The sequence below is a fragment of the Pseudomonas sp. K2I15 genome, assembly GCF_002204795.1.
In the GTDB taxonomy this organism is placed as follows: Bacteria; Pseudomonadota; Gammaproteobacteria; order Pseudomonadales; family Pseudomonadaceae; genus Aquipseudomonas.
The window spans coordinates 1-24,126 of the sequence record NZ_NIXO01000064.1 but is presented as its reverse complement, the minus strand read 5'-3'; the positions used below and the strand labels follow the sequence as shown (position 1 = coordinate 24,126).

24 protein-coding genes are annotated in these 24,126 nt (G+C 60.5%); 12 read left to right on the top strand and 12 right to left on the bottom strand.

Features of this window, described 5'->3' with window-relative positions:
- The 9 genes from CEC48_RS26720 to CEC48_RS26680 all read right to left on the bottom strand — a co-directional run bounded on the left by CEC48_RS26720 (position 1) and on the right by CEC48_RS26680 (position 10,148).
- Positions 1 to 1,347 carry a carbohydrate porin gene (locus CEC48_RS26720; protein ID WP_088426459.1) on the bottom strand — a complete coding sequence of 449 codons (1,347 nt, stop codon included), beginning with the start codon at positions 1,345 to 1,347 and terminating at the stop codon, positions 1 to 3.
- Between the two features lie 104 nt (positions 1,348 to 1,451).
- Positions 1,452 to 2,612 (bottom strand): ABC transporter ATP-binding protein, encoded by a 1,161-nt coding sequence (locus tag CEC48_RS26715; protein ID WP_088426458.1) that lies wholly within the window; start codon positions 2,610 to 2,612, stop codon positions 1,452 to 1,454.
- A gap of 2 nt (positions 2,613 to 2,614) precedes the next feature.
- Positions 2,615 to 3,460 carry a carbohydrate ABC transporter permease gene (locus tag CEC48_RS26710; protein ID WP_088426457.1) on the bottom strand — a complete coding sequence of 282 codons (846 nt, stop codon included), beginning with the start codon at positions 3,458 to 3,460 and terminating at the stop codon, positions 2,615 to 2,617.
- The gene (locus tag CEC48_RS26705) at positions 3,453 to 4,361 is read right to left on the bottom strand and encodes a carbohydrate ABC transporter permease (protein ID WP_010169866.1); all 909 of its coding nucleotides are present in this window, start codon (positions 4,359 to 4,361) and stop codon (positions 3,453 to 3,455) included. The genes CEC48_RS26710 and CEC48_RS26705 overlap by 8 nt, the downstream gene beginning before the upstream one ends.
- Before the next feature lie 88 nt (positions 4,362 to 4,449).
- Positions 4,450 to 5,736, bottom strand: coding sequence for an ABC transporter substrate-binding protein (locus CEC48_RS26700; protein WP_088426456.1), 1,287 nt, complete (start codon positions 5,734 to 5,736; stop codon positions 4,450 to 4,452).
- Between the two features lie 106 nt (positions 5,737 to 5,842).
- Complete coding sequence (locus CEC48_RS26695; RefSeq protein WP_088426455.1) at positions 5,843 to 7,102, bottom strand: AGE family epimerase/isomerase; 1,260 nt, start codon at positions 7,100 to 7,102, stop codon at positions 5,843 to 5,845.
- A gap of 156 nt (positions 7,103 to 7,258) precedes the next feature.
- Positions 7,259 to 8,086 carry an ATPase gene (locus CEC48_RS26690; RefSeq protein WP_088426454.1) on the bottom strand — a complete coding sequence of 276 codons (828 nt, stop codon included), beginning with the start codon at positions 8,084 to 8,086 and terminating at the stop codon, positions 7,259 to 7,261.
- Between the two features lie 117 nt (positions 8,087 to 8,203).
- The gene (locus CEC48_RS26685; RefSeq protein ID WP_088426453.1) at positions 8,204 to 9,202 is read right to left on the bottom strand and encodes an NAD(P)-dependent oxidoreductase; all 999 of its coding nucleotides are present in this window, start codon (positions 9,200 to 9,202) and stop codon (positions 8,204 to 8,206) included.
- A gap of 52 nt (positions 9,203 to 9,254) precedes the next feature.
- Positions 9,255 to 10,148: a LysR family transcriptional regulator ArgP gene (locus CEC48_RS26680; RefSeq protein WP_088426452.1), complete on the bottom strand. Its 894-nt coding sequence runs from the start codon at positions 10,146 to 10,148 to the stop codon at positions 9,255 to 9,257.
- 97 nt (positions 10,149 to 10,245) lie between these two features.
- On the opposite strand from CEC48_RS26680, the gene CEC48_RS26675 reads away from it, so the two are divergent.
- The 7 genes from CEC48_RS26675 to CEC48_RS26645 all read left to right on the top strand — a co-directional run bounded on the left by CEC48_RS26675 (position 10,246) and on the right by CEC48_RS26645 (position 17,792).
- A complete protein-coding gene (locus CEC48_RS26675; RefSeq protein ID WP_088426451.1) occupies positions 10,246 to 10,647 on the top strand; it encodes an ACT domain-containing protein in 402 nt (133 codons plus the stop codon).
- Between the two features lie 5 nt (positions 10,648 to 10,652).
- The gene (locus CEC48_RS26670; protein WP_088426450.1) at positions 10,653 to 11,255 is read left to right on the top strand and encodes a LysE/ArgO family amino acid transporter; all 603 of its coding nucleotides are present in this window, start codon (positions 10,653 to 10,655) and stop codon (positions 11,253 to 11,255) included.
- A 175-nt stretch (positions 11,256 to 11,430) separates the two neighbouring features.
- On the top strand, positions 11,431 to 12,027 hold the full coding sequence (locus CEC48_RS26665; RefSeq protein WP_003212997.1) for a superoxide dismutase: 597 nt from the start codon (positions 11,431 to 11,433) through the stop codon (positions 12,025 to 12,027).
- A gap of 30 nt (positions 12,028 to 12,057) precedes the next feature.
- Positions 12,058 to 12,354 (top strand): hypothetical protein, encoded by a 297-nt coding sequence (locus CEC48_RS26660; protein WP_088426449.1) that lies wholly within the window; start codon positions 12,058 to 12,060, stop codon positions 12,352 to 12,354.
- A 186-nt stretch (positions 12,355 to 12,540) separates the two neighbouring features.
- Positions 12,541 to 14,592 (top strand): bifunctional diguanylate cyclase/phosphodiesterase, encoded by a 2,052-nt coding sequence (locus CEC48_RS26655; RefSeq protein WP_088426448.1) that lies wholly within the window; start codon positions 12,541 to 12,543, stop codon positions 14,590 to 14,592.
- Positions 14,593 to 14,754: 162 nt separating this feature from the next.
- The gene (locus CEC48_RS26650) at positions 14,755 to 16,092 is read left to right on the top strand and encodes an imelysin family protein (protein WP_088426447.1); all 1,338 of its coding nucleotides are present in this window, start codon (positions 14,755 to 14,757) and stop codon (positions 16,090 to 16,092) included.
- 245 nt (positions 16,093 to 16,337) lie between these two features.
- On the top strand, positions 16,338 to 17,792 hold the full coding sequence (locus tag CEC48_RS26645) for a TrkH family potassium uptake protein (protein ID WP_088426446.1): 1,455 nt from the start codon (positions 16,338 to 16,340) through the stop codon (positions 17,790 to 17,792).
- Here CEC48_RS26645 and CEC48_RS26640 read toward each other — a convergent pair.
- Positions 17,749 to 18,804 (bottom strand): AraC family transcriptional regulator, encoded by a 1,056-nt coding sequence (locus tag CEC48_RS26640; protein WP_088426445.1) that lies wholly within the window; start codon positions 18,802 to 18,804, stop codon positions 17,749 to 17,751. The genes CEC48_RS26645 and CEC48_RS26640 overlap by 44 nt on opposite strands.
- Before the next feature lie 161 nt (positions 18,805 to 18,965).
- On the opposite strand from CEC48_RS26640, the gene CEC48_RS26635 reads away from it, so the two are divergent.
- Positions 18,966 to 19,277: a DUF962 domain-containing protein gene (locus CEC48_RS26635; protein WP_088426444.1), complete on the top strand. Its 312-nt coding sequence runs from the start codon at positions 18,966 to 18,968 to the stop codon at positions 19,275 to 19,277.
- Between the two features lie 33 nt (positions 19,278 to 19,310).
- Positions 19,311 to 19,895 (top strand): HD domain-containing protein, encoded by a 585-nt coding sequence (locus CEC48_RS26630; protein ID WP_088426443.1) that lies wholly within the window; start codon positions 19,311 to 19,313, stop codon positions 19,893 to 19,895.
- Here CEC48_RS26630 and CEC48_RS26625 read toward each other — a convergent pair.
- On the bottom strand, positions 19,892 to 21,166 hold the full coding sequence (locus tag CEC48_RS26625) for an MFS transporter (protein ID WP_176438790.1): 1,275 nt from the start codon (positions 21,164 to 21,166) through the stop codon (positions 19,892 to 19,894). The genes CEC48_RS26630 and CEC48_RS26625 overlap by 4 nt on opposite strands.
- A gap of 362 nt (positions 21,167 to 21,528) precedes the next feature.
- Here CEC48_RS26625 and CEC48_RS31975 point away from each other — a divergent pair, with 362 nt between their 5' ends.
- The 3 genes from CEC48_RS31975 to CEC48_RS26620 all read left to right on the top strand — a co-directional run bounded on the left by CEC48_RS31975 (position 21,529) and on the right by CEC48_RS26620 (position 23,191).
- The gene (locus tag CEC48_RS31975) at positions 21,529 to 21,657 is read left to right on the top strand and encodes a hypothetical protein (protein ID WP_256579784.1); all 129 of its coding nucleotides are present in this window, start codon (positions 21,529 to 21,531) and stop codon (positions 21,655 to 21,657) included.
- 74 nt (positions 21,658 to 21,731) lie between these two features.
- Positions 21,732 to 21,905: a hypothetical protein gene (locus CEC48_RS31655; RefSeq protein ID WP_176438789.1), complete on the top strand. Its 174-nt coding sequence runs from the start codon at positions 21,732 to 21,734 to the stop codon at positions 21,903 to 21,905.
- A gap of 86 nt (positions 21,906 to 21,991) precedes the next feature.
- Positions 21,992 to 23,191, top strand: a complete 1,200-nt coding sequence (locus CEC48_RS26620) for an MFS transporter (protein ID WP_088426441.1) — start codon at positions 21,992 to 21,994, stop codon at positions 23,189 to 23,191.
- Here the strand turns inward: CEC48_RS26620 and arfB are convergent.
- The gene (gene arfB / locus CEC48_RS26615) at positions 23,188 to 23,601 is read right to left on the bottom strand and encodes an alternative ribosome rescue aminoacyl-tRNA hydrolase ArfB (RefSeq protein WP_088426440.1); all 414 of its coding nucleotides are present in this window, start codon (positions 23,599 to 23,601) and stop codon (positions 23,188 to 23,190) included. The two genes, CEC48_RS26620 and arfB, sit on opposite strands and share 4 nt — an antisense overlap.
- Positions 23,602 to 24,126 lie beyond the last annotated feature (525 nt).

The window sequence follows — 24,126 nt, the reverse complement described above, 5'->3', positions numbered from 1 at the left end:
TTAGAACGTAGACTGAATTTTCAGGCCCGCTACCAACGCGTTGTCGACTTGGTCCACGCCACCTGGGTGGGTAACGTATTGCAGGTTAGGACGCACGGTCAGCCAGTTGGTGACGTGGAAACCGTAGTTGATTTCGGCGTTGTACTCAGTGTTACGCAGCGGCGCGTAACCCAGTTGGTCGTAATCGGTAAAACCGTTAGCCGCGTTGGCCAACTCAGCGTTTTTCTTCACGTCTTCGTTGACATGGATACGGGCGATACCGATACCGACGTCATCTTTTGGACGCGCGTCGAACGGCCCCTTGTACACAAACATCAGCGACTGGTAGTTGTCGACCAGGTTGGTGTCTTTGTCGTGGAAGGTGGCGTTGGCGGCGATGTTCAGGCCGCGGGAAGCGTCGCCATTGTGCGTGGTGAGTTGCTGTTGCAGAACGCCCCAGTAACCGCTTTTGCTGTTGCGCACGCGGAAGGCCGCGCCGGTGGAGCCCTGGTCCTGGCCATTGACGTCTTCACGAACGTCGTTGGCGTCAGCCGTGCTCTTGTAGTAACCCACACGGTATTCGCCCGGCAGGCCGTTGACCTTCGGCGACCAGACCAATTCCACCGGCAATACGGTGCCCTTGGTACCGCTGCCGCTGAGTTTGAAGCCGTTGCCGTGCTCCAGTTGCGACGGGTTCTGGTTGTACGCACCGATTTGCGCATACAGCTCAGGCGTGATGTTGTACTTCACGCGGATAGCCGCCTGGCTGACCGGCCAGTTGTACCAGGTGTTGACATAGTTACCGACCTGGGAGCCACAGAACGACAGGTTCTGGAAGTCGCACGGGAAGGTGTTGAAGTCTTCGCCTTCACCGAAGTAGCCGAGCTTCACGTCCAGCTTGTTGTCGAACATCTGGTGCTGAACCCAGAACTGGGTCAGACGTACCATGTGGCCACGGCCATCGACTTCTTGAGACGAGCTCAAGGTGCCGGCACGCGGGTCACCAATACGGTCGTTGGAGATGTTCGCACCATTACGATTGGTCAACTGGATCTTGGCCTGGGTGTTATCCCAGCCCCACAGCTTTTGCAGGTCCAGTGCCACGCCCAGACCGAACTGGTCAGCGTAACGGGCAGTTTTGTCGTCGTTGTAGCCACCGCGCAGGTTGGCGCCGACTTCACCGACGTAATCCGCCTTGATGTCGATACCTTGCTCGATCAGCTTGGTACGCTCGCCGCCCCAATCACCGGTCATCCACTTGGAATTGGCGCTGAACGCGTCGTCCGCCATCGCATTGGCGGACAGTACCAGGGCGGCTGCTGCTGACAGTTGGCAGATCAGCCGGGTGTTGTTGTGGTGCTTTTTCATCCCTACATCCTCGTCTTTATTGTTATTAACTGTTTTTATCTAACGCGGTTTACTTCTTTGTGGGAGAGGTCTCCCACAAAAGCCCCTACACATCATTTGAATCTTCAACGTCCCTTGAATTGAGCAACATTGTCGGCACGGTCCTGTGCGGGCAACGAAGCGGCAGTGCCCAAACGCTCACCGGTCTTGGCGTCGAACAGCAACACCTTGGCCGGGTCGAACTGCAAGGTCAGCGTCTCGCCCACTTGTGGCGCTACATCAGGCGCCAGGCGGCAGCAGACCTTGGTTTCGTTAATTTGCACGAACACCAGGGTGTCCGGACCCGTCGGCTCGGTGACTTGCACCTCGGCCCGAATGGTCGGTGCGCCGGTGGCTTCGGCTGCAGCCAGTACGATTTGCTCCGGGCGCAGGCCCAGGATCACTTCGCGGTCTTCAAGGCCTGCGTCGGTCATATTCAATGGCAACTCACACCGTGCCTGGCCGCTGTCCAGCAACGCCACCAGGCGGCCGTCCTTGCGTTGCAGGCGCAGTGGAATGAAGTTCATCGGTGGTGAACCGATAAAGCTTGCCACAAACAGGTTGGCCGGGTCGTTATAGATTTCTTTCGGCGTGCCGAATTGCTGGATGATCCCATCCTTCATCACCGCCACTTTGTCGCCCAGGGTCATCGCTTCGATCTGATCGTGGGTGACATAGACGGTGGTGGTTTTCAGACGCTGGTGCATCAGTTTCATTTCGGTACGCATCTCGACCCGCAGCTTGGCGTCGAGGTTGGACAGTGGTTCGTCGAACAGGTAGATCTTCGGGCGACGCGCCAGTGCACGACCCATGGCCACACGCTGTTGCTGGCCGCCGGAGAGCTGGCCTGGCTTGCGATTGAGCAGGTGCTCGATCTGCAGCAACTTGGCCACCCGCGCCACTTCTTCGTCGATCGCCGCCTGGGGCATCTTGCGAATTTTCAGGCCGAACTCGATGTTCTCGCGCACGCTCATGGTCGGGTACAGCGCGTAGGACTGGAACACCATGGCGATGTCGCGATCCTTGGGGCTCATGCCGCTGACGTCCTGGTCGCCGATCATGATCGCGCCGCCGGTGATGTTTTCAAGGCCGGCAATGCAGTTCATCAAGGTCGATTTGCCGCAACCCGAAGGCCCGACCAGGATCAGGAACTCACCCTCCTTGATCGACAGTTCGATGTTCTTCAGGGTGTCCGGCAGGCCGGCACCGTAGGTCTTGTTTACGTTACGAAGTTCAAGCGTTGCCATGATTACCCCTTGACCGCGCCGGCCGTCAGGCCGCGCACGAAATACTTGCCTGCGACCACATAGACCAGCAGGGTCGGCAGCCCGGCGATCATCGCCGCCGCCATATCAACGTTATATTCCTTGACCCCGGTACTGGTGTTGACCAGGTTATTCAGCGCCACTGTGATGGGCTGCGAATCACCGCTGGAGAACACCACGCCGAACAGGAAGTCGTTCCAGATCTGCGTGAACTGCCAGATCAGGCACACCATGATGATCGGTGTCGACATCGGCAGGATGATCAGGCGGAAGATCGTGAAGAACCCCGCGCCATCCAGGCGTGCCGCTTTCACCAGTGCATCCGGAATGCTGACGTAGTAGTTACGGAAGAACAGTGTCGTAAAGGCCAGTCCGTAGACGATGTGCACGAACACCAGGCCCGTGGTAGTGCTGGCCAGGCCCATCTTGCCGAGGGTGAACGAGGCTGGCAGCAGCACGGTCTGGAACGGCAGGAAGCAGCCGAACAGCAACAGGCCGAAGAACAACTGCGAACCGCGAAAACGCCACATCGACAGCACGTAGCCGTTCAACGCGCCGATGGCGGTGGAGATCAGTACGGCCGGAACGGTGATCTTGATCGAGTTCCAGAAGTAACCGTCAACCGTGGCCCAGGCTTTCACCCAGCCGATGCCGGTGACCACGGTGGGCCAGCTCAGCAGGTTGCCGGTGCTGATGTCTTCCGGGGTCTTGAAGCTGGTCAGCAACATGACCACCAACGGCACCAGGTACAGCAGGACAGCGAGGATCAGCACCGCGTAGATCGCGATGCGGCTCAGGCTGATGGCAGGTTTGCCGGCGAGACTAGTCATTACGCTTGGTCCTTAGCTCGGAGTACAGGTAAGGCACGATGATTGCGAGAATCGCACCGAGCATCAGAATCGCACTGGCCGAACCCATGCCCATCTGGCCGCGGCTGAAGGTGAAGGAATACATGAACATCGCCGGCAGGTCGGAGGAGTAACCCGGACCACCTGCGGTCATTGCCGCCACCAGGTCGAAACTCTTGATCGCGATATGCGCCAGGATCATCACCGCACTGAAGAACACCGGACGCAGGCTTGGCAGCACCACTTTCCAGTAGATGCGCGGCATGCTCGCGCCGTCGATCTGCGCAGCACGGATGATCGATTGATCAACCCCGCGCAGGCCTGCGAGGAACATCGCCATGATGAAGCCCGAGGCTTGCCATACAGCGGCGATCACCAGGCAATACACCACACGGTCCGGGTCGATCAGCCAGTCGAGGCGAAAGCCTTCCCAGCCCCAGTCACGCAGCAATTTGTCCAGGCCCATGCCCGGGTTGAGCAGCCATTTCCAGGCGGTACCGGTAACGATCATCGAGAGCGCCATCGGGTACAGGTAAATGGTGCGGATAAAGCCTTCGCGACGGATTTTCTGGTCGAGGAAAATCGCCAGGGTCACGCCGATCACCAAGGTGATGCCGATGAACATGCCACCGAACACCGCCAGGTTCTTGCTCGCCACCCACCAACGGTCGTTGTCGAACAAGCGCGCATATTGAGCCAGGCCTACGAACTTGTAGGTCGGCAGGAACGTCGAGTTAGTGAACGACAGCACAAACGTCCACAGGATGTAGCCATAGAAGCCCACCAGAACGATGAACATGCTCGGCGCCAGCACCAGTTTGGGTAGCCAGCGCTGCAGTGCATCGAACGGCGAGGCTTTGCTGAACACAGCAACAGAACTCATGGGAAAATCCAGTACAGGGAAAAAGGACTACAGGAACATGCCTTGTGGGGGTTAGGGGTCCCCCCACAAGGCCATTCAGTACTAACCGTTACTTGGCCGACTTGACCGCGCTGTACAGTTGCTTCGCGGTGGTTGCCGGATCAGCGGCCGGGTTGTTGATGTAGTTGGTGACGACGTCAAAGAACGCGCCTTGTACGGCCAGTGTGGTGGCCATGTTGTGCGCCATGCTCGGCTGCAGGCCACCGGTCTGGGCGTCTGCAAGGAAGTCCTTGGCGGCGGTCTGGGCGCAGGAGTCGAAGCCGTATTTGCCCATGTCTTTCAACATGTCGATACGAACCGGGATCGAACCCTTGTTGATGCTGAAGACTTTCTGGAAGTTTTCGCTCAACACCACTTTGGCGATGTCCTGCTGACCGGCAGCAGTGCCTTTGTCTTTCTGCTTGAACACCGCAAGGGAGTCGATGTTGTAGGTGAACGCCTTGTCGGTGCCCGGGAAGGCTACGCACTCGTAGTCTTTGCCGGCGACTTTCTTGGCGGCGGTCCATTCACTCTTGGCCCAGTCACCCATGATCTGCATGCCGGCCTTGCCGTTGATGACTTTGGCGGCTTCCAGGTTCCAGTCCTGGCCTTTGCCGTCGACGTCCATGTAGGTCGCGACTTTCTTAAGCTCAGTCAGGGACTTGATCATTTCAGGGCCGGTCAGGGCTTTTTCGTCCAGGTCGACCAGGGCTTTCTTGTAACCGTCAGCCCCCATTACCGAGAGCACGACCGCCTCAAAGACGGTGCTGTCCTGCCAAGGCTGGCCACCGTGGGCGAGCGCAATGAAGCCGGCTTTTTTCAGCTTGTCGCCAGCGGCGTAGAATTCTTCGAGGGTGGTAGGCGGTTTTTCGATACCGGCTTTCTTGAAGACTTCCGGGTTGATCCACAGCCAGTTGACGCGGTGGATGTTCACCGGCACGGCGACGTAATCACCTTCGTACTTCACGGTATCGGAGACTTTCTTGTCGAGCAGGCTGTCCCACTTTTCTTCTTTGGCAGGAGCCTTCAGGACGTCGGTGTCGAGCAGCCCGGTGGACGCCCATTCCTGGATGTCGGGGCCTTTGATCTGGGCCATGCCTGGCGGGTTGCCAGCAACGGCGCGGCTTTTCAGTACGGTCATGGCAGTCGAACCACCACCGCCTGCGACGGCACCGTCTTTCCAGGTGAAGCCGTCTTTTTCAACTTGAGCCTTCAGGACATCTACTGCCGCTTTCTCGCCACCCGAGGTCCACCAATGCACAACTTCAACCGTCCCTTTCGAGTCGGCGGCAAAAGCACTGAGGGGAAACAACGAGGCAACGGAAATAGCTACGGCGAGGCGACTGATCGCATTCATCTGAGTACCTTTTTTCTTGTTGTTATGCATGCAAGTCGGTGCTTGCGCTGCAAACGAGTTTAAACAGGGATTTTTCAGGTGCAGGTAACAAAGGGACGCCAAAATGTCACCATTTGGTGACATAACGCCCGGCGGCCACGGCACTGGCCATACTCGGTGACAAGGGTAGCCCCGGCAGCAATACAGACTGCCAGGCGTGGTACAGGTCCGGCTTGCCACCCCAGATCTTGCTGCTGGGCTGGTTTTTCGGGCTCAGTTCGTGGTGCCAGCTGCCGTGGGTGCGGTCGATGAAATGGCTTTCACAGAACTCCCAGAAGCGCCGGTACCAGGTTTCGTAATGCAGCTCGCCCGTGCGCTTGAGCAGCGCCTGGGCAGCGGCGCTGGCTTCGCAATGGGTCCAGTGCAGGCGCTCGCGCACCACGGGGCGCTGACTCCAGTCGAGGGTGTAGACAATGCCGGGGGCGCCGTCGACAGCCCAGGCATATTCGCAGGCGCTGGCGAACAGGCCCTTGGCGTGGGTCAATAACCAGTCAGGTGTGACGAGCCCGGCGTCCAGGCGTGCGGCTTCAAGGTGCAACACCAGCCGCGCCCATTCAAAGCCGTGGCCGGGAGTGATGCCGTAGGGGCGGAAGCCATCGGCCGGGTTGTCTTCGTTGTAACCGCGCAGGGGTTGCCAATGGCTGTCGAAATGCTCGATCACCATGTCCCGGTTTTCCGCCGCATGGGTATGAATAATCCGTTCTACGATGCGCAGCGCACGGTCTAGCCAACGGGTTTCACCAGTGACATCAGCCAGGGCCAGGAACGCTTCGGTGGCGTGCATGTTGCTGTTGGCACCGCGATAAACTTCTACGCCGCTCCAGTCCTGGGCAAAGGATTCGAGCATCGCGCCCTCCTCTTCGCTCCAGAAATACTGGTCGATGATGTGGGTCGCGTCGTTGAGCAAGGTTTGTGCACCGGGGGCGCCGGCCACTACTGCGGAGCTGGCAGCCAGGGCCACAAAAGCATGCAGGTAGGCGGCCTTGCCAGTGTTGCCATCGCTGGCATTTGGCTTGGCGAACCAGCCCCCATGTTGGGTATCACGCAGCGGGCCGCTGAGGGCCGCAACCCCGTGTTCCACCAGGTCGGCATAACCGGGTAAACCCAGGCCATGGGCCATGGCAAAGCTGTGGGTCATGCGGGCAGTGTTCATGGTTTCGGCGACAGCATCGGGCGGTAAAACGCCGCGGTCATCGAGGTTGCCGAAGCCTTCAGGCAGCCTGGAAGCCTTGGCGAATGACAGCAGGCGCTGGCCTTCAGTGGCAAGCCAGGCGTGATGGGCAGGTGCGTTCAGCCAACTACTGGCAGGCAGTGGTTGCGTGGTCATGATTAGCCCTTTTTATTATTGGCGGGATGACGGGAGTCTAAACAAGGGCGGGGCGAGGGCAAGTAACGAAGGCGGGGGGAAATGTCACCGGATGGTGACATTAATTGTGCTAGGCCCTGTAGGAACCATGTGCATGACGCCTACAGGCGATCAACATCATTGTTGCCCGATAGGGCTGACCCGCGCCGGCTGGTTGATCTGCTGTTGCAGATTCTGAACCTGGCTCTGCAAGGTGGTGACGTTGCGCGTGGTCTGGATGCGGAACACGTCGAACTCTTTGTTGGACGGGCCATCGGAGGCTGCCGAGCGGCTGTCCTGCTCGCTCTTGAGGACCACCAGGTCTTGCTCCAGGCGGGCAATGGCGGCCGTCGGGTTGCCCTGCTTTTTCAGGGCGGCGACGTCGGCAGACAGTTCCTTGAACTCGGTGTCCCGAGACTTGAGGGTCGCCACGGCATCCGTCAGTGCCTGGACCTGGCCTTGCAGTTGCGCGTTCGCGCCGGCCAGTTGGGTGGTGCTGGCAGTCATTTGCGCCAGGCGTTTGTCCAGGTCAGTCGCCTGGCCGGCCACGCCCATCTGCTGCTTGCCCTGCTCCAGCAATTGGGTTTCCAACTGTTTGATCTGCAACTTCAGGGCTTCACTGCCGTTATTCACGGTGGCCTCGCTGGCCACCACCTTGCCGGAAATATCCTGCAAGCGCCCCGCCGCTTCCTCGCTGATGCGCGCGAAGCTTTCCTGGGTCGCCACCAGTTGCTGGCCCATCAGGGAAATCTGCTGGAAGCTCCACCAGGCAAGGCCTGCGAAGGCAAACAGCAGCGCGCCAACCAGTGCCCACAACGGCCCGGTACTGACGCTCTTGACCTTGACTACCGGTGTTGGCCGGGAGCGCACGGACGTGGCCGCAGTAGGCTCAAAATCATCGTCGTCCGAGGTGTCAGCCCGCAGGCTGGGAACGTTGTCAAAGTCGTCGTTAGCATCGTTACGCATGAATCAACCTTCAAACCGTTGAGGTGGCATATGGATAGCCAAGCGCCGGAGTATAAACCCCGACCTGCCGCACTGATCGACCCTGGGTCGCAAATTCGGTTCCCGGTGTGTTGCCGGTTATTTAAGCCCTACGTCCTGGGCTTTCCACCAACTGCAGAACTCATCGAGGGCCGCCCACAGGCTGACCTTGGGCTGGTAGTCGAGATAATGCCGTGCGCGGGTGATGTCGAGGGTGAAATCTTTGTTCATTACCTGCATGCCCAGCCGTGACAACGATGGTTCCGGACGCCCTGGCCACATTGCGCAAAACGCTTCGTTCAGCGCTGCAACACTGTAGGACAAGCCGTAAGACCGGTAACGCGTCACCTGGGGCATGTCCATTTGACGCATCACGTAGTTCACCACATCCCACACCGGCACCGGGGCGCCGTTGCTGATGTTGTAAGCCTTGCCCAACGCCGAGCCCGTCGCCAGCAAACTGCTGAGCAGGGCTTCATTAAGGTTGTGCACGCTGGTGAAATCGACCTTGTTCAGGCCATCGCCGACAATCGCCAGGCGGTTCTTGCGCTGCATTTTCAACAGGCGCGGGAAGATGCTCATATCACCGGCGCCTGTGACAAAACGCGGGCGCAGGGCCAGCACTTCGAGGCCGAATTCCTGGGCGCCGAACACCTTTTGTTCGGCCAAATATTTGGTAGCCGCATACGGATGCTTGAAGCGCTTGGGCACTTGCTCTTCGGTCAGCCCCAAGTGGTCGCGGCCATCGAAGTAGATCGACGGCGACGACAGGTGCACCAGGCGCCCGACCCGCTGTTTCAGGCAGGCTTCCACCACGTTTTCGGTGACCAGCACATTGCCCTGGTGAAAATCCTGATAACGCCCCCACAACCCCACGGCCCCGGCGCAATGCACCACGGCTTCGACGTCGCGGCACAGTTCGCGCACCAGGTCCGGATCATTCAAATCACCCTGGATAAACTCAGCGCCGCGCCGTACCAGGTGCTCCACACCTTCAGCCCGCCGCCCGTTGACCCGCACGTCCAGGCCCTGCTCCAGGGCGAAACGCGCAAAACGCCCGCCGATGAAGCCGCTTGCGCCGGTGACCAGAATTTTCATGACTTACTCCGCATTCTTTCGTTTTTCATCGCTGTTGCCTTGACGCTGGCCATCACTCCAACGGCACCAACCATTGCCCGGTTGTTTGTGCCAGATGATCCGTCAACAGGCCCAGCAATTGTCCACCACTGCGCCAATGATGCCAGTACAGCGGCACATCGATCGGCTTATCTGGCAATAACTCCACCAGCACGCCCCTTTCCAGTTGATCGCGTACCTGCAATTCGGGCACCAGGCCCCAGCCCAATCCGGCTTCCGTCAGGCGGATAAACCCTTCGGACGAGGGGCATAAATGGTGCTCGAAACCACCGTCAACGCCCAGCGAAGCCAGGTAGCGATGCTGCAGGAAATCGTCCGGGCCGAACACCAGCGCCGGGGTGCGGGCCAGTTGATCGGCGCGTACCCCATCGGGAAAGTGCCGTGCGACAAACGCCGGGCTGGCCAGCGCCCGATAACGCATGGCCCCGAGCAACAGGCTGCGGGCACCGGCCACCGGGCGTTCGCTGGCGCAAATACAGGCCGCCACTTCACCGGCACGCATGCGTTTTAGGCCGACGGTCTGGTCTTCTACCACCAGGTCCAACAGCAGATGCTGCTCGGCGCAAAAGTCGCTGACCGCCTCGGCCCACCAGGTGGCCAGGCTGTCGGCATTCAAGGCGATGCGCAGGCGCTCAGGCATGCCCTCTTCATCCAGGGCAGGCACCTGGCTTTGCAGGTCGCGCTCCAGCAGCCGCACCTGTTGCACGTGGTTGAGCAGGCGTCGGCCAATTTCGGTTGGCACAGGCGGCGTGGCACGGACCAGCACCGGCTGGCCGATGCGCGCTTCCAGCAGTTTGATGCGCTGGGAGATCGCCGATTGGGAGATACCCAACACCTGGGCGCCCCGCTCAAAGCCGGCCTGTTCCACCACCGCCGCCAGGGCGGAAAGCAATTTATAGTCGAACATCAGTTTTCCTAATGAGCGATCAGCAATATTGGTTTTTCTTATACAGCCTTGGACAGGAGAATAGCCAGCATCGCTTCTTCTTATAAGGACCTTCCAAATGGCTGGCGAAACCGCCCTGGCAACCCTGCTGCGCAGCATGAGCCCACAACTCAACGACGGCGACTACGTGTTCTGCACCCTGGCCGACCGCCGCATCCCCGAGGGTTGCGAGGTAATCGGCAGTTTCCGCGAGCAGGAAGGCCTGACGCTGATCGTCGAGCGCGAGCAGGCTGAACGCGCCGGGCTGGCCTTCGAGTACGTGGCGGCGTGGATCACCCTCAACGTGCATTCGGCCCTGGAAGCCGTCGGCCTGACCGCCGCGTTTGCCACTGCCTTGGGCAAAGCCGGGATCAGTTGCAACGTGATTGCCGGCTACTACCACGATCACCTGTTTGTCGGCCGCGCCGATGCCGAGCGCGCCATGACGGTGTTGCGGCAATTGGCGGCGGGCGCGGAGTAAATCCTATGTGGCAAAGCTATATGAACGGCCTGCTGGTGGCCTTTGGCTTAATCATGGCGATCGGCACCCAGAACGCCTTCGTGCTGGCGCAAAGCCTGCGGCGTGAACATCACCTGCCCGTGGCGGCATTATGCGTGGTGTGCGATGCAATCCTGGTGGCCGCCGGCGTGTTCGGCCTGGCGACCGTGCTGGCGCAGAACCCGATATTGCTGGCGGTTGCCCGTTGGGGCGGCGCGGCGTTCCTGCTGTGGTACGGCACCCTTGCCCTGCGTCGGGCCTGCTCGAAACAAAGCCTGGGCCAGGGCGAGAATCTCAAGGTGCGCTCGCTGAAAGCCGTGATGCTCAGCGCCCTGGCGGTGACCTTGCTCAACCCCCATGTGTATCTGGACACCGTGTTGTTGATCGGCTCCCTCGGCGCCCAGCAAACCGAACCCGGCGCTTACGTGGCCGGTGCCGCCAGCGCTTCACTGCTGTGGTTCATGACCCTGGCGCTCGGCGCCGCCTGGTTGGCGCCGTGGCTGGCGCGCCCCGCCACCTGGCGTATTCTGGACCTGCTGGTGGCCGTCATGATGTTCAGCGTGGCCTATCAATTAATAAGCGCTTCTTGAATATTCCAAAACGCTCTGGAACCTCTATCCCACACAGTTGTTGCGTGGTTATGCCGCAACCCCGGTGCTATGATCCAGCCCCTGCGCCGCAAAGAGTACAAACTCCCCGGCGCTTGTTTGGCCGCCCGTGATCGGCCTTGCGCTCACCGCAACTGACCTGATTAGGAGAATCATCATGGCTTTCGAATTGCCGCCGCTGCCCTACGCACACGATGCCCTGCAGCCGCACATTTCCAAGGAAACCTTGGAGTATCACCACGACAAGCACCACAACACCTATGTCGTGAACCTGAACAACCTGGTGCCTGGCACCGAGTTCGAAGGCAAGACCCTGGAAGAAATCGTCAAATCTTCTTCGGGCGGCATCTTCAACAACGCCGCTCAGGTCTGGAACCACACGTTCTACTGGAACTGCCTGGCGCCAAACGCCGGCGGCCAACCTACCGGCGCGCTGGCTGAGGCCATCAACGCAGCCTTCGGTTCGTTCGACAAGTTCAAGGAAGAGTTCACCAAGACTTCCGTCGGCACCTTCGGTTCCGGTTGGGGCTGGCTGGTGAAAAAGGCTGACGGTTCCCTGGCCCTGGCCAGCACCATCGGCGCCGGCAACCCGCTGACCAGCGGCGATACCCCGCTGCTGACCTGCGACGTCTGGGAACACGCTTACTACATCGACTACCGCAACGTGCGTCCAAAGTATGTGGAAGCGTTCTGGAACCTGGTCAACTGGAAGTTCGTGGCTGAGCAGTTCGAAGGCAAAACCTTCACCGCTTAAGTACCGCTTGCAGTAGAAAGAGCCCGGCGATTGCCGGGCTTTTTTGTGGGCGGTCACAAACAGAAAAACCCGCCGGGCAGAGTGGAACTCAACGACGGGAAATTGCCACCCATGCAGCGAGACGAATCCCTCGCTCATTCAACGTCGGAGATTTTACAGATGATCGCAGCAGCAGGAGCAGCCGCCGCACTGGCCCCAATCGCCTTGCCCATGGCCATGCAAGCCGCCGATATGGGGATGAAGGTGGCGCAGGATGTGGCAGGCAAGGCGCTGGACTTCGCACAGCAGGCTGGCAACCCGCAAAAACAGCCACCCCTGACCTTTTGATAAACAACCAGGACGGCGGGTGCAAATCCGCCTCCTGCCTGATCAGATTCCCCGTCAACACTTCCCGCTGCCTGCCCGCTAACGCCCCAAACCACCGCCTGGCGCAATGTCCCTTTGACTGCCATCACGGGATTGCCAATACTCATGGCATATTGAGGCTACCCGCATGGAACAAGGAATAACCCTTTGAAGCTGGAACTCAAAAACAGCTTGTCGGTGAAGTTGCTACGGGTGGTGCTGCTTTCGGCATTGGCAGTGGGCGTGGTACTGAGCGCGGCGCAGATCGTCTTTGACGCCTATAAGACGCGCCAGGCCGTGGCCGGCGACGCCCAGCGCATCCTCGACATGTTTCGCGACCCCTCCACCCAGGCCGTCTACAGCCTGGACCGGGAGATGGGCATGCAGGTCATCGAAGGCCTGTTCCAGGACGATGCCGTGCGCATGGCCTCCATCGGCCATCCCAACGAGACCATGCTCGCGGAAAAAACCCGCGACCTGCAACAATCCCCGACCCGCTGGCTGACCGACCTGATTCTGGGCCAGGAACGCACCTTCACCACGCCGCTGGTGGGGCGCGGTCCGTATAGCGAGTACTACGGCGACCTGAGCATCACCCTCGACACGGCCAACTACGGCAAAGGGTTTCTCGTAAGCTCAGTGATCATTTTCATCTCCGGGGTGCTGCGGGCGCTGGCCATGGGCCTGGTGCTGTACCTGGTCTATCACTGGCTGCTGACCAAGCCGCTGTCGCGCATCATCGAACACCTGAGCTCGATCAACCCCGACCGGCCCAGCGAGCACAAGATCCCGCAACTCAAGGGCCACGAGAAAAACGAACTGGGGATCTGGATCAACACCGCCAACCAGTTGCTCGAATCCATCGAGCGCAACACGCACTTGCGCCATGAGGCGGAAAACAGCCTGTTGCGTATGGCCCAATACGACTTTCTCACCGGCCTGCCGAACCGCCAGAAGCTGCAGGAGCAACTGGACAAGATCCTGATCGACGCCGGCCGCCGGCAACGCAGGGTCGCGGTGTTGTGCGTGGGGCTGGATGACTTCAAAAGCGTCAACGAACAGTTCACCTACCAGGCCGGCGACCAACTGCTGCTGGCCCTGGCCGATCGCCTGCGCGCCCACAGCGGCCGCCTCGGCGCCCTCGCCCGCCTGGGTGGCGACCAGTTCGCCCTGGTGCAGGCCGATATCGAGCAACCTTACGAAGCCGCCGAGCTGGCGCAAAGCATCCTCGATGACCTGGAAGCGGAGTTCGCCCTCGACCACGAGCAAATTCGCCTGCGCGCCACCATCGGTATCACCCTGTTCCCGGAAGACGGCGACAGCACCGAGAAGCTGCTGCAAAAAGCCGAACAGACCATGACCCTGGCCAAGAGCCGTTCGCGCAACCGCTACCAGTTCTATATCGCCAGCGTCGACAGCGAAATGCGCCGCCGCCGCGAGCTGGAAAAGGATCTGCGCGACGCCTTGAGCCGCGAGCAGTTCCACCTGGTGTACCAGCCGCAGATCAGCTATCTCGACCATCGCGTGGTGGGTGTGGAAGCCTTGATTCGCTGGCAGCACCCGGAGCACGGCCTGGTGCCGCCCGACCTGTTTATCCCCTTGGCAGAACAGAACGGCACCATTATTGCCATCGGCGAATGGGTGCTGGACCAGGCCTGCCGGCAACTGCGCGAATGGCACGACCTGGGCTTCACCGAGCTGCGCATGGCGGTCAACCTGTCGACGGTGCAACTGCACCACGCCGAGCTGCCGCGGGTGGTCAACAACCTGCTGCAAATCTACCGCCTGCCGCCCCGCAGCCTGGAGCTGGAAGTCACCGAGACCGGCCTGATGGAAGACATCAGCACCGCGGCCCAGCATCTGCTGAGCCTGCGCCGCTCCGGGGCACTGATTGCGATTGATGACTTCGGCACCGGCTATTCGTCCCTCAGCTATCTGAAAAGCCTGCCGCTGGACAAGATCAAGATCGACAGGAGCTTCGTCCAGGACCTGCTGGATGACGACGACGATGCGACCATCGTGCGGGCGATCATCCAGCTCGGCAAAAGCCTCGGCATGCAGGTGATCGCCGAAGGCGTGGAGACCGCCGAGCAGGAGGCCTACATCATCTCCGAGGGCTGCCACGAAGGTCAGGGCTACCACTACAGCAAACCCCTGCCGGCACGAGAGTTGGTGGCTTACTTGAAACAGTCCCAGCGCAATAACGCCGCCATTCTCTGAAGCCATGCTGGCCACCGATGACGCGCGCATCGGTGACCAGCAAATCGATACTAAATATTTCCTACTTATATCCCTTTACACAAAATGCAAATCTTTCGCATTATGTCGCAGTTTTGCGCACCCCCCGCGTGCCCCATCAACAACCGAAGCAGGATGTTCGCCATGATTCGTATGCCCCTGGCCACCGCCAGCCTTCTCGCCATTGCCATTTCCCTTGCCGGTTGCGGTGAAGGCAAAGACAAGGCCGCCGCGCCTCAAGCCCCGGCCGCCGCCAGCACTACCGCCCCCGCGGCTGCCCCGGCAGGCCAGGTTGACGAGGCCGCCGCCAAGGCCGTGGTCGCGCATTACGCAGACATGGTATTCGCGGTGTACAGCGATGCCGAGTCCACCGCGAAAACCCTGCAAACCGCGATCGACACCTTCCTCGCCAACCCGAACGACGACACCCTGAAAGCGGCCCGTACCGCCTGGATCGCCGCACGTGTGCCGTACCTGCAGAGCGAAGTGTTCCGCTTCGGTAACACCATCATTGACGACTGGGAAGGCCAGGTTAACGCCTGGCCCCTGGACGAAGGCCTGATCGACTACGTCGACAAGACCTACGAACACGCCCTGGGCAACCCTGGCGCGGCCGCCAACATCATCGCCAACAACGAGATCCAGGTCGGCGAAGACAAGGTCGATGTGAAAGACATCACCCCGGAAAAACTCGCCAGCCTGAATGAGCTGGGTGGTTCCGAAGCCAACGTTGCCACCGGCTACCACGCGATTGAATTCCTGCTCTGGGGCCAGGACCTGAACGGCACCGGCCCGGGCGCCGGCAACCGCCCAGCCTCGGACTACATGACCGGTGACGGCGCCACTGGCGGCCACAACGAGCGTCGCCGCACCTACCTGCGCGCCGTCACTCAGCTGTTGGTCAGCGACCTGGAAGAGATGGTCGGCAACTGGAAGCCAAAAGTCGAAGACAACTACCGCGCCACGCTGGAAGCCGAGGCGCCAACTGATGGCCTGCGCAAAATGCTGTTCGGCATGGGCAGCTTGTCACTCGGTGAGTTGGCCGGTGAACGCATGAAGGTTTCCCTGGAAGCCAACTCGCCGGAAGACGAACAGGATTGCTTCAGCGACAACACCCACAACTCGCACTTCTACGACGCCAAGGGTATTCGTAACGTTTACCTGGGCGAGTACACCCGCACCGACGGTACCAAAATGACCGGCCCAAGCCTGTCGTCCCTGGTGGCCAAGGCTGACCCGACTGCCGATGCAACGCTCAAGGCTGACCTGGCGTCGACCGAAGCGAAGATTCAGGTAATGGTGGATCACGCCAACAACGGTGAGCATTACGACCAACTGATTGCTGCCGGTAACGATAAAGGCAACCAGATCGTACGTGATGCAATCGCAGCCTTGGTGAAGCAGACCGGTTCGATCGAACAGGCGGCTGGCAAGCTGGGCATCAGCGATTTGAACCCGGATAACGCTGATCACGAGTTCTGATCACTGTGGCGAGCGGGCTTGCCCCGCGCTGGGCTGCGCAGCAGCCCAAATAGCAAACGCCGAGTTCTTCCTGAAAGAACTCGGCGTTTTTTTTGGGGCCGCTACGCAGCCCAGCGCGGGGCAAGCCCGCTCACCACAACAATGCCACTCACCACCAGGTTCATACCCTGTCAGATGTGCCCCGGTTTACTTGCCCTGCGCCGCAGGTAGAATGGCGCCTTTCCCTGTCACACCGAGCGGACCTCATGGCGTTGCCGACCTTACGGATAATCGGTTTCATTATCGGCATCTTCCTGATCACCCTGGCGATCGCCATGGTCATCCCCATGGCGACCCTGGTGTTTTTCGAACGCACCAGCGACCTGCCATCGTTCCTCTGGGCCAGCATGATCACCTTCATCGCAGGCCTGGCGCTGGTCATCCCCGGCCGTCCGGAACACGTGCACCTGCGCCCGCGCGACATGTACCTGCTGACCGTCTCCAGCTGGGTGGTGGTGTGCATCTTCGCCGCACTGCCGTTCCTGCTGACCCAGCACATCAGCTACACCGACTCGTTCTTCGAAAGCATGTCCGGCATCACCGCCACCGGCTCAACGGTGCTCAGCGGGCTGGACACCATGTCCCCGGGCATCCTTATCTGGCGCTCCTTGCTGCACTGGCTCGGCGGTATCGGCTTTATCGGCATGGCGGTCGCGATCCTGCCGCTGCTGCGTATCGGTGGCATGCGCCTGTTCCAGACCGAATCTTCCGACCGTTCGGAAAAGGTCATGCCCCGCTCGCACATGGTGGCGCGCCTGATCGTGGCGGCGTATGTCGGCATCACCATCCTCGGCAGCCTGGCGTTTTGGTGGGCCGGCATGGGCTTGTTCGATGCAATCAACCATGCGATGTCGGCGATTTCCACCGGCGGGTTCTCCACCTCCGATGAATCCCTGGCCCACTGGAAACAGCCGGCGGTGCACTGGGTGGCGGTGGTGGTGATGATTCTCGGCAGCCTGCCGTTCACCCTGTATGTGGCCACGATGCGCGGCAACCGCCGGGCGCTGATCAAGGATCAGCAGGTGCAAGGCATGATTGGCTTGCTGGTCGTGACCTGGCTGGTGCTCGGCACCTGGTATTGGTGGACCACCAATCTGCATTGGCTCGACGCCCTGCGCCACGTGGCGGTGAACGTCACTTCAGTGGTGACCACCACCGGCTTTGCGCTGGGGGACTACAGCATCTGGGGCAATTTCTCGCTGATGCTGTTTTTCTATCTGGGCTTTGTGGGCGGTTGCTCCGGCTCCACCGCCGGCGGGATCAAGATCTTCCGCTTCCAGGTGGCCTACATCCTGCTCAAGGCCAACTTGAATCAACTGATTCACCCGCGTGCGGTGATCAAGCAGAAGTACAACGGCCATCGCCTCGATGAAGAAATCGTGCGTTCGATCCTGACGTTTTCGTTTTTCTTCGCCATCACCATCTGCGCCATCGCCCTGGCCCTGTCGTTGCTGGGCCTGGACTGGATGACCGCGCTGACCGGCGCCGCCAGCACCGTGTCGGGCGTGGGCCCGGGCCTGGGAGAAACCATCGGCCCGGCCGGCAACTTCTCCACCCTGCCAGACGCCGCCAAGTGGATCTTGTCCCTCGGCATGCTGCTGGGTCGCCTGGAGATCATTACGGTGTTTGTGCTGTGTATTCCGGCGTTTTGGCGTCACTGAGAGGCGCTTCCAGCAAACGCGCCCGGTACTCGCCGGGCGTGGCATCGAACCAGCGGCGGAACGCACGGAAGAAGTTGCTCGGGTCGGCGAACCCCAACAGGTAGGCAATTTCCAGCAGGGTCATGCTCGGCTGCGCCAGGTATTGCTCGGCCAGTTCGCGGCGGGTGTCGTCCAATAACGTCTGGAAACTGGTGCCCTCCTCCTGCAAACGACGCTGCAAGGTACGCTGGGACAGGTGCAACGTCTGCGCAACCACCTCGCGCTTAGGTTCGCCCTGAGGCAGCAACCGGCACAACACCTGCCGCGCCTTGTGGGTTACCCGGCTCTCGGAAAACCGCGCCAGGTACTCCCCGGCAAAACGATCATGCAACAACGCCATCGCCTCGTTCGCCGTGGGCAACGGCGCTTCCATATCTGCCCGCTCGAAGATCAGCGCGTCATACGGCGCGTTGAACACCAGCGGTGCATGGAAGGCTTGTTTATAGGGTGCAAGATCCGCCGGTTGATCGCCCTGCACCAGCACCTTGCGCGGCTGCAGGGTGCGCCCGGTCAGCCAGCCACATAACGCCAAGGCGCTGGCCAGGGACGCTTCGGCGCTTTGCCGGGTGGGCGGCAGGTGGTCGCCGTGCACGGTAAGAATCAGCGCATAGCCTTCGGGTAACAGTCGGAAACTCAGGTCGGCGCTTTCAGCAATGATCCGCTGATAACGCACCAGCCGCATAAAGCCTTCGGCCAGGGTGTTGCTGGACATCAACGCGTAGCCCGCCACGTGAAACGACGCCGGGCGCACCACCTTGCCCATGTTCAAGCCGATCGCCGGGTTGCCCGACAGCTCTACCGCGCGCTGCCAGAGCCGGGTCATGGAGTCCTGGGGGAAACGTGCATCGGGGTCATTCAGCGCGGCGTAATCCAGGCCAAGCTGCTTGAACAAGGCGCGGCAATCCAGGCCGTCCATTTCCAGCGCCTTGACTATCCCCATCGCCCAGCTTGCAGAAGTCGTTCGTTCGCTCATGGCGTTTTCTTAACAAGGAAGGCTGAAACGACAGCCAGGAATCCGAAGGATACTAAAGTGGCATCTATTGTCACTGGCTGTTACCACTGATGACTCTAGACTCAAATAAGCTCCCCGCCGAACATCTGTCGGGCAGAACAATAATCAGAGGGCCGACCACTGTGGAAAATGTCAGACAATTCAACAGCTTCGCTGATTTCTACCCGTACTACCTGAGCGAACACGGCAACAGCACCTGCCGTCGCCTGCACTTTATTGGCACCAGCCTGGTTATCTTCTTTCTCGCGTTCGCGATCGGCAAAGGCGCCTGGTGGCTGCTATTGGCGGTGCCGGTGGCGGGCTACAGCTTTGCCTGGGTCGGCCACTTCTTCTTTGAAAAGAATCGCCCCGCGACCTTCCAGCATCCGCTTTACAGCCTGCTGGGGGATTTTGTGATGTACCGCGACATGATTCTGGGCAAGGTGCCGTTCTAGCCCCGCACCTCAAAAACAATAAGAGAGCCTTTGATGAACCAACAGGCCCGTTTCACCCATATGCAGGATGGCACCCAGGAAGACTGGGCGATCATCGCCAGGGATTTCAGCGCGTACGCCCGGCAATTGCCGACCCGAATCCTCGCGCATTTGCGACTGCTGGAGGGCGACTTCGGTGGCTTCCCGGTGGACCGCCTGACCCACTCGCTGCAAACCGCCAGCCGCGCCTGGCACGACGGGCGTGATGAAGAGTACGTGGTGTGCGCCCTGCTCCACGACATCGGCGACACCCTGGGCTCCTACAACCACCCGGACATCGCCGCCGCGATCCTCAAGCCATTTGTGAGCCCCGAGAACCTGTGGATGGTGGAGAAGCACGGGATCTTCCAGGGCTACTACTTCTTCCATCACCTGGGGATGGACCGCCACCTGCGCGAGCAATTTGGCGACCACCCGCAGTACCGGCAAACCATCGAGTTCTGCGCGAAGTACGACGCCGCAGCCTTCGATCCGGCCTACGACACCCTGCCGCTGAGCTTCTTCGAACCGATGCTGGCGCGGGTGTTTGCCCAGCCGAAGAACTCGCTCTACAAGGCGGCGATGGAACGCGAGGGTTAAACCGGCAGCAACGTGCCGCCGTGACCGCTTTGGGCGGCCGGTTCCGGGTCTTTAACAATCTCCCGGGCCACCGTCAGGATCACGATAGCGGCGATGATGTCGAAAATCGCCAACACCACAAACAGCGGGCTGTAGCCGACCTTGGTCACCAGCACACCGAACACGGCGGTAAATGCCGCAGCCCCGATAAACCCGCACATCTGCCCGCCACCGGTCGCGGTGGCCACGTCGTTCTTGCCGAATGAGTCAGAGGCGATGGAAAACAGCGCGCCCGACAAGGTCTGGTGCGCGAAACCGCCGACGCATAGCAGGGCGATCGCGGTGTAGGCGCTGTCTACCAGGCCGATACACGCCGGGCCGATCATGCACAGGCAACCGAACAGCATCACCAGCTTGCGCGAGGTGAACAGCGAAACCTTGAAGTAGCGATGAAACAGCGGGCTCAGGTAGCCGCCCAGCACGCAGCCAATGTCGGCGGCGAGAAACGGCAGCCAGGCGAACAGCGCCATTTCCTTGATGTTCATGTGCCGCTCGGTCATCAGGTACAGCGGAATCCAGGCGTTGAAGGTCTGCCAGGCCGGCTCCGAGAGCATGCGCGCCGAGGCGATGGCGAAGAAGTTGCGGCTCTTGAGGATGCGCTTCCAGCTGGCTTTCTTCTGCACGCCTTCCTTGAGGTGAGTTTCCTGACCGGCTTCGATGTATTCGCGCTCGGCCTGAGCCAGCAGGCGCTGGTCACGCGGGTGCTTGTACAGCAGCAACCAAAGCCCGCACCACACCAGGCCGATGCCACCGACGATCAGGAACGCCAGCTGCCAGCCGCTGTGCAGAATCGCCCAGACCACCAGTGGCGGTGCCAGCAATGCACCAAACGACGAACCAAAGTTGAACCAGCCGATGGCGACGGAGCGCTCCTTGGCCGGGAACCACTCGGTGATTGCCTTGACGCCGCCGGGAAAACCCGCCGATTCCGTCAGCCCCAGCGCGCCACGGGCCACGGCCAGGCTCTGCCAACCGGTGGCGAAAGCGGCCAGCGCGCACACTACCGACCAGGAGATGGCGAAGATCGCAAAACCCATCTTGGTGCCGATCGCATCGATCACATAACCGGCGATCGGTTGCATCAGGGCGTAGCACACCTGCCAGGCAACAACGATGTGGGAGTACTGCTCAGTGGAGATGCTCAGGTCGGTCATCAGCGTGGGGGCTGCGACTGAGAGCGTGTTGCGGGCCAGGTAGTTAATAATCAGGCCGACCGTCATCAGCCCGACCATCCACCAACGGATGCCTTTGATTTTCATCGCTTCACCTTAATTATTTTTAGATTTGAGGCGTACGTTCTGCGACCGAGCGCTTGCGTATTACGGGCGCTATAAAACTGTAACGTCATATGTCGTCATACAACTGTTAGCGTTATATTCAGTCCTCGCGACGATGTCAATCCGATAAACGTGATGTTGTACGATGACAATGAATACACCTGTGGCGCCACGTCACTTGCGCTGCGGGATGAAGACGGGTTCATTTTCCGAGATAAAATCTTTCTGTCATTTACAGTGCTGTATCCTGCACAAGCTTTTTGAAAGCGCGGAATCACCTGCGATTGATAAAACAGATCTTGCGAGGAGCGACGACGATGCACGAAATCCCTAATCTCCCCTTCCCAAGCCTGCGCGAAACTGAGCAGCCAACCCCGCAACAGGCCGGCGCCAGCAAGCCCGAGCCCAAAGAGGCAAAACCGGTCGACCGCAAACGCGAAGACTGAGAGCCGTACCCAGACCGTGTGGAAAGCGTGACATTGGGCGCTTTCCACACCGCCTGAACACCGTGAGCCCCGCCATGACCGACACCACCCCCGATACCGCCCTGCTCGACACTGCCATGCAGATGGTCGATGTATGGAACCGCCTCACCCCGGAAAAACAGGCACTGTTGCTCAAGCGCTTCGGCACCCAGGAAAACGCCCTCGCTGCGCTGGTGACCACGCAACTGCTGAACCCCGCCGATCGCTAAAAGTTTGGTTTCCTGCGCCCGCGCGCGCCCAGCATGGGTATCATAAGCAGCCTATCTTTTCCTGCTGCGACAGTGGACCTCTCCCCATGCCAGATACCCAGCGCCCCATGGCGGTCACGCTGCAAGTTGTTTCCATCGTTCTATTCACCTTCATCGGCTACCTGAATATCGGCATTCCCCTGGCCGTGTTGCCGGGCTATGTGCACAGCGACCTGGGCTTTGGCGCCGTGATCGCGGGCCTGGTGATCAGCGTGCAGTACCTGGCAACGCTGCTGAGCCGGCCCTATGCCGGGCGCATCATCGACAACCGTGGCAGCAAACGTGCCGTCATGTATGGCCTCGCCGGTTGCGGGTTGAGCGGCGTGTTCATGTTGCTCTCGGCGTGGCTTTCCCATATGCCGGCGTTGAGCCTGACCAGCCTGCTGATCGGCCGCCTGGTGCTCGGCAGCGCTGAAAGCCTGGTGGGCTCGGGCTCCATCGGCTGGGGCATCGGCCGCGTGGGCGCGGCGAATACCGCCAAGGTCATCTCCTGGAACGGCATCGCCAGCTACGGCGCCCTGGCCATCGGCGCGCCGCTGGGGGTGTTGCTGGTCAGTCATTTCGGGCTGTGGAGCATGGGCGTCAGCATCATCCTGCTGGCAGTGCTGGGCCTGGTGCTGGCCTGGCCGAAAGTCGCTGCACCGATCGTGGTGGGCGAGCGTCTGCCGTTCATGCATGTGCTGGGGCGCGTGCTGCCTCACGGCTGCGGGCTGGCGCTGGGCTCGATTGGGTTTGGCACCATCGCGACCTTCATCACCCTGTATTACGCGACCCAGCATTGGGATAACGCGGTGCTATGCCTGAGCCTGTTCGGGGCCAGCTTTATCGGGGCGCGGTTGTTGTTCGGGAATTTGATCAACCGCATTGGCGGGTTTCGCGTGGCGATTGCCTGCTTGTCGGTGGAGACCCTGGGCCTGCTGCTGCTATGGATGGCGCCGGATCCTCATTTGGCGTTGGCGGGTGCGGCGTTGAGCGGGTTTGGGTTTTCCCTGGTGTTTCCGGCGCTGGGCGTGGAGGCGGTCAACCTGGTGCCGGCTTCGAGCCGGGGCGCGGCGGTGGGGGCATATTCGCTGTTTATCGATTTGTCGCTGGGGATCACCGGGCCGTTGGCCGGGGCGATTGCGGCGGGGTTCGGGTTTGCCTCGATCTTCTTGTTTGCGGCGATCGCGGCGTTTGGCGGGTTGCTGTTGAGTCTGTATTTGTACCGGCAGGCGCCGAAATATCGTGAAGCTCGGGAAGCGGGCTAGAAGTCGACCTTGCCGCGGCCGGCCTTGATGCTGCCGCGTTTGGTCTTGGATTCGAGGCGGCGCTTTTTTGAGCCCAGGGTGGGTTTGGTGGGGCGGCGTTTCTTTTCGACCTTGGTGGCGCTGAGGATCAGTTCGACCAGGCGCTCGAGGGCGTCGGCGCGGTTTTGTTCCTGGGTTCGGTATTGCTGGGCCTTGAGGATCAGCACGCCTTCGCTGGTGATGCGGCTGTCGCGCAGGGCCAGCAGGCGTTCCTTGTAGAAGTCAGGCAGGGACGAGGCCGGGATGTCGAAACGCAGGTGCACGGCGCTGGAGACTTTGTTGACGTTTTGACCGCCGGCGCCTTGGGCGCGGATGGCCGTTAGCTCGATCTCGGCGTCGGGGAGGTGCACGTTGTTGGATATCACCAGCATTGTTTTGATCGAGCCTTGAGTTTGGTGGGTAAGGATACGCCAATGTGGTGGGTTGCTGAGCGCTGGGGGCATATCCGTTGCTGCGGTAACGGCCGCTATTGGTTCCGCTCTTACAGCGGGTCACTTTTGGAAAAGAGCCCCAAAAGTAACCAAAAGGGCTCTTGCCCCACCACTCGGCACCTCGCCTAGGCTCGGTGTGCCCGCACTCCGGTAGTACTGCGCGGGCCGCCGCGACGGGGCGTCTCTGCCCCGTCGCGGCTAAACCGGCGTCCTGCCGGTTTACCCGCTCCGTAATACCTGCGTTCGGCCAGCGTGGTTTAACGGGGCGCCTAAGATCAAGATCAACAGCAGATCAAGAACACAGCGGCCTACCGGCCGGCTTGAGTGTGGTGAAGCAACAGCAACAGCAAAATCAGAAGCGGGCACGGTCCAAATGTGGGAGCGGGCTTGCTCGCGAATGCGGTGTGTCAGCCACCGAATGCATCAACTGAAAGCTGTCTCTTTTATCCATCTCACGCTGCCCCC